Raw genomic sequence first — 10,154 nt, forward strand, 5'->3', positions numbered from 1 at the left:
CATGTATGATTGTACATGTGAAGGTTCGTCTGGTGACAGGCGGACGAACAAAGGTGGTACCACGGGAAGCTGATTCTCGTCCTTTAGGCAACTAACGGGCGAAAATCAGCTTTTTGTCTACTACTGGAGGAATCATCATGCATTGGGCAGAACACACTGCAAGAACCATTATCGAGTGTCAGCCAGATAAAGAGACATACGTCTGTGCTGCCGGGATCAGTCCATCGGGTCCCGTTCATATCGGCAATTTCCGGGAAGTCGTCACGACGTACTTCGTTGCGCGTGCGCTGCAAGACCTCGGCAAAGACGTCCGCTTTTTGTTTTCATGGGACGATTACGATCGTTTTCGGAAAGTACCAGCGGATGTCGATCAAGCATTTACTCGATACATCGGGATGCCTTATAGCGCCGTTCCGGCACCGGATCGATCCGACATGAGTTACGCGACGTACTTTGAACAGCAATTCGAAACGATGCTGACAGCATTCGAGATCACACCAGACTACCGTTATCAACACGAAGCCTATACGTCTGGCATTTATGCTGAACAAATCATCCACGCGTTTCGCCATCGTCACGCGATTTATGACATCTTGATCGACCATAAGACAGCAGCAGGATCCGATGATGAGCGAGCAGCGTTTTACCCGGCGACCGTCTATTGTGCTGCTTGTGGAACCGACGCCACTACCATCGATTCGTTCGATGAAGCTGAAGCCACGTACCATTACAGCTGTCGATGTGGTCATATGGCAACGGTCGATATGCGGACGGAACATCGGATGAAATTGAACTGGAAAGTCGACTGGGCGATGCGCTGGGCACATGAAGGCGTCGATTTCGAGCCGGGTGGAAAGGATCATTCAGCAGCAAACGGAAGTTACACGGTTTCGTCCCGGATTGCGCAAGAAATTTTCCAACAGCCGGCACCGCTCTATCTCCCGTATGAATTCATTCGTCTAAAAGGGGAGTCGAAAAAAATGTCGAGTTCATGCGGTGGTGTCTTGACTCCGCAAGATCTACTCGCCGTCTATCCACCGAGCATTCTTCTGTTCTTATTTGCGAAACATCGTCCGAATCACGCCTTTCATATCGGGCTAGATGAAGATGTGTTACGCAATTACAGTGAGTTCGAGCGTTTTGTCGCACACTCATCGCGTCAATCCGAAGACATTCAGCAAAGTCTGCGTTGGAGTCATCGTGGAACTGCTCATCTCGTTTCGTTTACGCAGTTGACGATGATTGGTCCGATGGTTGGTTTTGAACCTGATTTGATTGAAAATGTGTTTTGCGCGAGCGTTCCGCCTGAACAGATTGACCGTGCTCGTACTTTCGTTACGCAATGGTGTCCGGAGCGGGAACTTCATATCAGTTCTGTTCCGAATTATGAACTACATGCGCAACTGACGGGAACGGAACAGGACTGGATCCAACAATTCGTCGTTGCTCTTCGAACGGATGAAGACATCCTCTCTGCCTTCTACCGTTTGACACGGCAAGCTGAAAAAAAGGAGACGCTTCGCCTGCAGAAACACTATGCGACGCTACTCTATCAACTGACGATCAATCAATCCTACGGACCACGCATCCCATTACTCGTCGCGACGATTGGACGGGAGCGAATGTCTGCGTTATTGGACTTTGCGAATAAGGAAATTACGACAAGCAGGAAATCAAGAGACCGAGCCTGAAAAAGAAGGACAAAACCTTATTTTTATATATCGAAATTTAATTTCAAAATTAAATAAATAATATTGAATTAAAATTTCTTAATTGTATAATAAAGGGAGGGAAGAGAAAGGGTGAAGCAGATGTTAGATCAATTAGCAACGGAACGTCGAAATGAACGGACGATGCAACTCGATGAGATGACAGTCGAAGATGTCTTACGGGTGATGAACGCTGAGGATCAAACGGTCGCGAAGGTCATTCGGGAACAAATCCCCGTCATCGCGGAAGTCGTCAAACACGTCATTGCATCATTCAAAAACGGAGGACGCTTGATTTACATCGGTGCCGGTACGAGCGGACGGCTCGGGATTCTCGACGCGGCAGAATGTGTGCCGACGTTCGGGGTCTCACCAGACATGGTCGTCGGTTTGATTGCTGGCGGCGAACGCGCGTTGATCAAAGCGGTCGAGGGAGCAGAGGATAGTCGGACGCTTGCCGTCGACGATTTGAAAGGGCTCCAGCTAGAAGCTCGTGATACGGTCATCGGGATTGCAGCAAGCGGTCGGACGCCGTATGTCATCGGCGGGCTTGATTACGCGAAGGAAGTCGGAGCGGTGACGGCAGCGATTTCTTGCAACACGGATGCGGTCATCAGTGGGCACGCGCGTTATGCAATCGAAGTCGAAACAGGTCCAGAAGTCTTGACGGGATCAACAAGACTAAAGGCTGGAACGGCACAAAAGCTCGTCTTGAACATGATTTCGACGGCGGCGATGATCGGTGTCGGCAAGGTCTATCAAAATCTGATGGTCGACGTCCAGTCGACGAACGAGAAACTGGAGATCCGGGCGAAGCGGATGATTTGTGAGGCAACAGGAGTCGACGCTGTAACGGCGGAGCGTGTCTTTAGTGAAGCGCACGGTCACGTCAAGACGGCAATCGTCATGATTCTCGCGAATGTTTCGTATACAGAAGCCGTCGAACGATTACAACAAGCAAACGGATTCGTCCGAGACGCACTCTAAGGGGGAAACACGATGAAGAAGGAAGAAGTGCTGGCACACGCGATTCTCGAGCACGTCGGTGGAAAAGATAATCTCCGGCAGCTTGCGCACTGTATGACGCGGGTTCGTTTATCGTTAAAGGATCCGACGCAAGCAAATATCGATGCGTTAAAGCGGATTGACGGCGTCATGGGGGTCATTGATGACGAGACGTTACAAATCGTCGTCGGTCCGGGAACGGTCAATCGGGTAGCCGACCACTTAAGTCGCGAGACGGGACTCGCAATCGGGGAAGAGTCCGTTGATCCAAATCTGACGCCAGAAGAACGAGCTGCCGTCGAACGGCAAAAAGTAAAAGCAAAACAACAGTCACCATTCAAACGCTTCTTGCGCCGAATCGGGAACATCTTCATCCCGCTCATTCCGGGTCTTGTTGCTTCCGGTATCATCAACGGTGGTGCGAACTTCGCGAAAAATGCGGGTGTCGATGCAACACAGACATGGATGCAGATTTTACTCTTGATCGGTGGGACGGTCTTTGCATATCTCGCAATCCTTGTCGGTTGGAATACGGCGAAGGAGTTCGGTGGAACACCGGTGCTCGGGGCGATTGCCGGTGGGATTCTATTCAACCCCGTGCTTGCGGACATCACGATTTACGGGGAACCGCTCGTTCCAGGTAGGGGCGGATTGTTTGGTGTCATCTTCGCTGCGTGGTTGATGACCTATCTTGAGAAACACATCCGTCGCTTCATGTTCGCATCGATCGATATTATCTTTACGCCACTGTTTACGGTGCTGATTGTCGGATTTGCCTCGCTCTATGCGATCATGCCGGTTGCTGGACTGCTGTCAGACGGTATCATGAAAGCAATCAATGCCGTACTTGAGGTCGGTGGACCACTCGCCGGGGCAGTACTGGCCGGCTTCTTCCTACCACTCGTCATGGTTGGTCTTCATCATGGACTGACACCGATCCATCTCGAGTTTTTGAACACGATTGGCAACACGCCACTCTTACCGATTCTTGCAATGGCAGGAGCGGGTCAAGTCGGGGCGGCAATGGCGATTTTCGTCAAGACGCGCAATCCGCGCCTGCGTAACATCATCAAAGGGGCGATTCCGGTCGGATTCCTCGGAATCGGTGAACCGTTGTTATACGGTGTTACGTTGCCGCTCGGTCGTCCGTTCGTAACGGCATGTCTCGGCGCAGCAGTCGGTGGTGCCTTCCAAGCAACGATGAAGACGACGGCGCTTGGAGTCGGCGTATCCGGTTTGTCATTGACACCGTTGATCGACAACGGAATGTACTTGACGTACATCGGTGGTCTCGTCATCTCGTACGCGGCAGGATTCCTGTTCACGTATTGGTTCGGTTTCAAAGAAGAGATGGCAGACGGTATTTAAGGTATTGAAAAGCAGTTGAATCCTTCGAAAAAGAAGGAATCAGCTGCTTTTTCCCTAAGTAGATAAAGAGAAGGAGTGAGTAGATGAAAGGATTATCAATCTATTTAAGTGAACCGATCACAGACGAGACGAGCGAGTGGCTACAGCGGATGCGTGTTGTTGGCTTTACGTCGCTCTTTACATCGCTACATATTCCCGAGGACGATTCTTCACTGTACGTCGAACGCTTGCAAGCGCTCGGTCGTTTAGCACGTGAGCTCGGATTCGAACTCGTGGCGGACATCGCACCAGCGTCGCTCGCGACGCTCGGCAAGACATGGGAGACAGCAGCGACGTTAACGGACTGGGGCGTCACTGGACTGCGTCTTGATTACGGCATCAGCCCGCAGCAAATCGCGACGTTATCGAACCAAATGATGGTCGCGCTGAACGCTAGTACGTTAACAGCAGATGAATTAACGGAGATGAAGGCACAGGGTCTGCGAATCGATCACACGGAAGCGTGGCATAATTTTTATCCGCGACCGGAAACAGGACTCGACCGGACGTGGTTTGATGCAAAGAATGCTTGGTTGCAGGCGCAAGGATTACGGGTCCAAGCATTCATACCGGGTGACGAGACACTCCGTGGACCGTTGTTTGAGACGTTACCGACACTTGAAGAACACCGGCATGCGTCACCGTTCGCCAGTTATATCGATTTACAATCGACCGTCGATCGAATCCTCGTCGGAGATTCACGATTGACGGAGGCGACGATCCGGCAATTCGAAGCAGAGCAAGACGGAATCATCCTCCTCCGAGCCGTGGCGAACGGACGACAGATACAACGAGAGACGGAAACGAATCGGTTTGATCCGGCGCGGGATGTCATTCGGTCCGTCGAGTCGCGGATGAAGCCGTCGACGATCGATCTAACACCGCAAGATCCGTCTGCCCGTCTGCTTGGAACGATTACGATCGATAATGAAAAATACGGACGATACGCGGGCGAGGTTCAAATCACGAAACGTAATTTGTCGGCAGATGAGCGAGTCAACGTCCTCGGACGCGTCATTGAGGCCGATCAACCATTGATTGCACGGCTTGGTCCAGGAAGTAAGTTCCGGATTGAATGGGTGACGCCATGAAGCAGCTCGTTGCGGAACGACTCGCCTATCTGTACCGAGGAGAATTGTTCACGGTCGTCACGATTTTACCACTCAGCTGGTTTGGCAATCGTGTCTTTCCACGACTGCAGTTATTTGAACTCAGTGCCTTTTGGATGTCACTGTTTTTGTTTGAGCTGTTGTTGATTCAAGGAGCTTGGTATTGGTACAGCAAGTCAAGGCGTCTGAAGAAGGAAGGAACGTCGATCACCCCGGAATCCGTCATCCGACGATTACGTCACTGTCGTGTCTTCAATCTGGCTTTGATCGTCCTGACAGCATGTGCATTCGGACTCGATTGGATTCGCTTTCAATCCGATTTTCCAGTGTACGGGTTACGAATCACGTTGTTTTTGTATGTCTTTGCGATTCTTGAATACATTAATTATTTCCATATCCAACTGATGTACGATAACCGGTCGGATGTGCAATACTTAATACAGAATAGACGTTTGAAACGATCGGCTTTATATAAGGATATGCAACGACTTCGTCAAGTAGTCTAAGGGTTCATCGAAAATAGGAGGGATTGTATGCTCGATATGCTCATTCGTGGCTATCGAAAGTTACGGAAGTTAAGAGGGCGATAAAAAGGAGGGTGTTATGAATGAAATGGCTCAATCGACCGACACGGATCAAGGAGGAAACACCATTACGCTTCGTGACGGATCCAGATACGGATTTTTGGCGCAATACCCATTATCAGTTTAACCGTCTGACAGGTCATGCGTTGTTACAGCATTCTCCGGACGGGGAATTCAAGTGCCGAATCGAAGTAAAATTAAACCCGAATGCGACATATGATCAAGCGGGGATTTTGCTTTATGTGAACGACGATCACTGGGTGAAAGTGTCGGCTGAATTCATTCCGGATGGTCCGTCACATCTCGGTGCTGTCGTGACGAGCTTCGGGTACTCGGACTGGTCGTGTCGGGACGTCGACAATACGCTGTTTGACGCACCGCTTGTCTTTGAACTCCACTACCTCAATCAAGACGTCACGTTGTATCACGTAACAGGAGAGCACAAAGAGCAACTCCGAATCGCACACTTACATGACGTGACCAATTTGAAGATTGGACCGTATGCGTGTAGCCCGGATGTAGAAGCGGCAGGGTGTGAAGTAGAAGTATTGAACTTCTCTTTAGAACAGATTACAGAATAAAGTATGAAAAGATTTTTACACGATGTTAGTGTATGGGAACACACAAATTCCGTATACGGAACCACTCTGTTTCTCCTATTCCTTCGAATTTAAAAGATTACCTGAATAGCATCGCGTAAGAAGCGAAGGAGACAAAGCATGGTGAATATTAACGCCAAGTTCAATCGGTGCTTAAAACTAATCGAGAAATATCCGCAAGCTTTCGTAGTAGGAAAAGGGGCAACTGAAAATGAGATGTTTGAAGTCGAAAATCGTCTTCAGCTCACACTTCCTCCGATGTACAGAGAATTTCTAAAAAAATTTAGTTACCTAGCTACGCATGATAATGAGATTTGGGGAATCAATCCATCTAATCGCCAGTTAGATATTGTATTTAGACTTGAAAAATATAACGAGGAGCTACGTAGCAAATCTCAAAATGAAGTTCCTTCATATCTAATCGGAATACAGATGGAGGACTTTAGTTCGTCGCTCGTTTGTTTAGACTTACATGCTTTGACCTTCAATGATCAAGAGGCGAAAGTGTGTTTTTACCCGAGTGATGAGGAAGCGCATTATACGTATTCTTTCACAGAATTGTTATTTGAAGTATGTGATAGCGCTGTTTCAACGTAATTGGATGATAGTACGAACGATGCAGATGCATCTCCTACTATTGAAAAAGTGAGTGAAAGCAAAACTCAACTGCGCCCTGTTTATTGGCTAGTTTATGAAGTGAGTACCATGTAGCTACTCTGTCATCAGATGACTTCGGCATTGTGCCGTAGTTGTCTTTTTAAATCCATTTACTTTTTCGTTACACTGCGATGCATCATCTAACTATCTACCAGCCCTCTCGATTCAGTAGAGCGAGTCACCCGTTTAAAATTGCAACCATTTACCGATTCACCGAAAAGGGATGGCATCTATTGGATAGATTCTGTCTCCTTCACAGGCTGTTGTTGATGTTGGGCAATTGATCTTTTTATCAGCAGACGACGATTTTTTGGATAGCGATTTTACCCGGTACATGTCCCATGAGGAAACCGCCTAGATAAATCCGTGGTGGAGACCCTTTTCGGCTTCCGGAAGGCTAGGTGTGTCCTACTTACAAGAGTTCGAAAACGTCGAGCACTTTCTAGAAGAACTGGATGCCTACATAATTATTAAAACACCGGCTAATGAAGATAAGAAAAAAACATGAGCTCGGTAGGAGGCCGGGCTTATGCAATATAAGCAGTTAATTATATTGTTTGACCTCTCTTAGGTCGATTTATAAATGGAATCACTTTTTGAAATTACCTATCATTTGTAGTTTGGTTCGCCATAGAATATGAACTTAGTCGAAAACTACGTTTTTATTAGGATTCTTATTAAATTCAAACATTAGATTCAATTGCTCATATGTATTTCTTTGAATTGATAGAACAGGTAAATTGTCTAAATCAAAGAACCCGACGTCACTTGTTTCGATTCCAACTCCTAATTCACCAGAAAGCTGTTTACACTCAATAAAGATTTTATAAACATAATGTTGTTCTGGAGGATGGTTATGCTTTCTTTTATCTAAAACAGCTAACATCTTTACTGCTTCGACTTCAATGCCAGCCTCTTCTTGTATTTCTTTAACTACAACCTCAGAAGGAGAATAACCTATATCGCCCCACCCTCCAGGTAATGCCCATTCCGCATCCTCTTTTTCCTTAACTAATAATATTTGGTTTTCTTTATTAAAAACCACACCCCGTACATCAACTTTAGGAGTGGCGTATCCTACTTCGTTTGCAAAATCTAGTTTTATAATATCTTTATCTACTGTTGTGTATTTGTTCAAAATTTCTATACTTAAATCTCGTAATTGCTCGTACCTTTCTTGATCATAAACATCCTGGCAATAAGCTAAGCCTGATTGGGCAATAGACTGTATTTCTTTGGCCCAGTCCAACCAAACAAGGTCATTCAATTTCTTTAATGAATTTTCTGAAGAATTAGTAATAGTGATCACTCCTATAAAATATACTATATTATATTATACTAATCATACCATTTTTTATAAATAATACAAATTTTAACTGAATATACATAAAACTGAATAGAAACAGGAGAATATTTATTGGATTATGGATATATCTGTGGATTCCTCACATACTTGTTTTTTATAAAGTATGGATTGATTTAATATAATCATTGATCCCCAAAAACAATGGTGTTACGGATCTATTGATTCCGTGTCAAGTGAATTACCCAAAAAAGATAAGCAGGGGAGATATGGTCTGTATACGTCTGGATCCAATCCATTAGACATTAGAAGTTTCCTGGAAGGGGTGATAGGATGCCCATACAAGAGAATTGTAACCTCTCAAGCTCGATGAATGGTCAAGACGAACGAGTAGTTGACGGACACGCCGACCTGTATGTCTACCTGAGTGGTTACGCGACTGTACCGGGGCAGCCATTTTAGTGATAGAGATTGAAAATAGGCGTGAGAGAGGTACGGGACGATAAGTGATTTAGGGAAGCCGACAAGTGGATAGGAAGTATTTTCCCCACCAGGCGATAGTTCGATTCTGGTAGAGAAGGTTGGACGGTGGAAGTCCACAGAGGGGGTGAATAAAACGTTAAGATTTATAAGGATGCTTTTCATAGGTCTGAAGGAGTTGGAACCTTTCTAGTGAGCAAGTATTGTCTGGCAGTGTGCTGACGTTATGGCTCTTTTTAATAGGTAAATTTGCCCGGTACTCTGTGATTGCTGTAATCGTCTTGATCTGGGTCGAATTGTCAGCTCCTCCATCTACCATTGAGCCTTATTTCATTGGGGCACCTCTGAGTCAATTATCTAATCAAACATGGGACGGGAGAGGAAGCAGGCAGTTTCCACCCCATACTCGACCCCATTTGACTTTTGCTAGTGATTGTCGCTGTTCGGCATATCCTATAATTAAAGGGAAGATTTAAACAAATTGATTTGTTAATTAATTCTCTTTCGTTTAATATTTGGTTTATACATAATTAATCTACCAATAAAGGGAGGTAATTTGGATGTCTATGAATTTTATAGCGTTAAATGATGCCCGAGTAAGAGAACTTATGCTTGAAGAGTTTGTATATTCTAAAGAGAGAAATGGAGTCTATTTGAGTAATGATTTTGTAGCAGGTGTTCAGGATCAATATTTTACTCTTATAGAAAGAGCGATATCTAAATATGACGAAGAAAGGTTGAAAAACTATCTTATTTCAGGTTTTTTATGGAACAAAATGTTAAGTCCGGGAGAGCAATAAATAAAAGATACTCGGCAGAACGTTGAACTGAACCCCGAATGATAGACACTTGAAAAAAAGTGCATCATTCGGGGTTTTCGTATGGATACGAATCGCTATAATGAACCTATTCAATCAGACGGGAGAAACAATCATGAGTAAAATCATCTTCACCATGACCTAAATCAATCAGCTCGAAGAAAATCCGAACGTCGCTTCCGTATCAGAACGCTCGATCCAGTACACGACCGAGTTCAAGGTCAGGGCCGTACGTGAGAATATGGAAGGAAAGGGACCTCAACATATCTTCACGGAGGCCGGATTCGACCTGACGGTGATCGGGAAACGAAAAGCGCATTCTGCGTTGATTCGCTGGCGCAAAACGTTCCGAAAAGACGGAGAGGAGGGTCTCCGGAACGACAAACGTGGAAAGGCACTGGGAGGCGGACGCCCGAAGAAAGACGAGTCGATGGAGAGACGGTTGGCGAAGGCAGAGGCACGGATCAAATACCTGACGGCAGA

At 46.2% G+C, this 10,154-nt stretch carries 10 protein-coding genes and 1 pseudogene; 10 read left to right on the top strand and 1 reads right to left on the bottom strand.

Annotated elements, in window-relative coordinates:
* Positions 1-137: 137 nt before the first annotated feature.
* The 7 genes from lysS to ASF99_RS05350 all read left to right on the top strand — a co-directional run bounded on the left by lysS (position 138) and on the right by ASF99_RS05350 (position 7,010).
* Complete coding sequence (gene lysS, locus ASF99_RS05320; protein ID WP_055967434.1) at positions 138-1,691, top strand: lysine--tRNA ligase; 1,554 nt, start codon at positions 138-140, stop codon at positions 1,689-1,691.
* A gap of 120 nt (positions 1,692-1,811) precedes the next feature.
* Entirely contained in the window at positions 1,812-2,696 is an 885-nt protein-coding gene (gene murQ / locus ASF99_RS05325) for an N-acetylmuramic acid 6-phosphate etherase (RefSeq protein WP_055969441.1), read from the top strand.
* A 12-nt stretch (positions 2,697-2,708) separates the two neighbouring features.
* Entirely contained in the window at positions 2,709-4,082 is a 1,374-nt protein-coding gene (locus ASF99_RS05330; RefSeq protein ID WP_035397903.1) for a PTS transporter subunit EIIC, read from the top strand.
* 83 nt (positions 4,083-4,165) lie between these two features.
* Positions 4,166-5,212 (top strand): DUF871 domain-containing protein, encoded by a 1,047-nt coding sequence (locus ASF99_RS05335; protein WP_055967438.1) that lies wholly within the window; start codon positions 4,166-4,168, stop codon positions 5,210-5,212.
* A complete protein-coding gene (locus tag ASF99_RS05340) occupies positions 5,209-5,736 on the top strand; it encodes a general stress protein (protein WP_152995358.1) in 528 nt (175 codons plus the stop codon). The genes ASF99_RS05335 and ASF99_RS05340 overlap by 4 nt, the downstream gene beginning before the upstream one ends.
* A gap of 101 nt (positions 5,737-5,837) precedes the next feature.
* On the top strand, positions 5,838-6,395 hold the full coding sequence (locus ASF99_RS05345; protein WP_055967443.1) for a DUF1349 domain-containing protein: 558 nt from the start codon (positions 5,838-5,840) through the stop codon (positions 6,393-6,395).
* Positions 6,396-6,533: 138 nt separating this feature from the next.
* Positions 6,534-7,010, top strand: a complete 477-nt coding sequence (locus ASF99_RS05350; RefSeq protein ID WP_055967447.1) for an SMI1/KNR4 family protein — start codon at positions 6,534-6,536, stop codon at positions 7,008-7,010.
* A 703-nt stretch (positions 7,011-7,713) separates the two neighbouring features.
* Here ASF99_RS05350 and ASF99_RS05355 read toward each other — a convergent pair.
* Positions 7,714-8,319: an NUDIX hydrolase gene (locus tag ASF99_RS05355; RefSeq protein WP_235515868.1), complete on the bottom strand. Its 606-nt coding sequence runs from the start codon at positions 8,317-8,319 to the stop codon at positions 7,714-7,716.
* Between the two features lie 387 nt (positions 8,320-8,706).
* Here ASF99_RS05355 and ASF99_RS17710 point away from each other — a divergent pair, with 387 nt between their 5' ends.
* From ASF99_RS17710 to ASF99_RS17565, 3 genes and pseudogenes are all read left to right on the top strand, one after another.
* On the top strand, positions 8,707-8,835 hold the full coding sequence (locus ASF99_RS17710; protein ID WP_268761038.1) for a hypothetical protein: 129 nt from the start codon (positions 8,707-8,709) through the stop codon (positions 8,833-8,835).
* A gap of 578 nt (positions 8,836-9,413) precedes the next feature.
* Positions 9,414-9,653, top strand: coding sequence for a hypothetical protein (locus ASF99_RS05360; protein WP_055967454.1), 240 nt, complete (start codon positions 9,414-9,416; stop codon positions 9,651-9,653).
* A gap of 163 nt (positions 9,654-9,816) precedes the next feature.
* Positions 9,817-10,154: pseudogene (locus ASF99_RS17565) on the top strand (IS3-like element ISBsp3 family transposase); the annotation flags it as partial.

Origin of the sequence: Exiguobacterium sp. Leaf187 (assembly GCF_001423925.1) — a bacterium.
GTDB lineage: Bacteria > Bacillota > Bacilli > Exiguobacteriales > Exiguobacteriaceae > Exiguobacterium_A > Exiguobacterium_A indicum.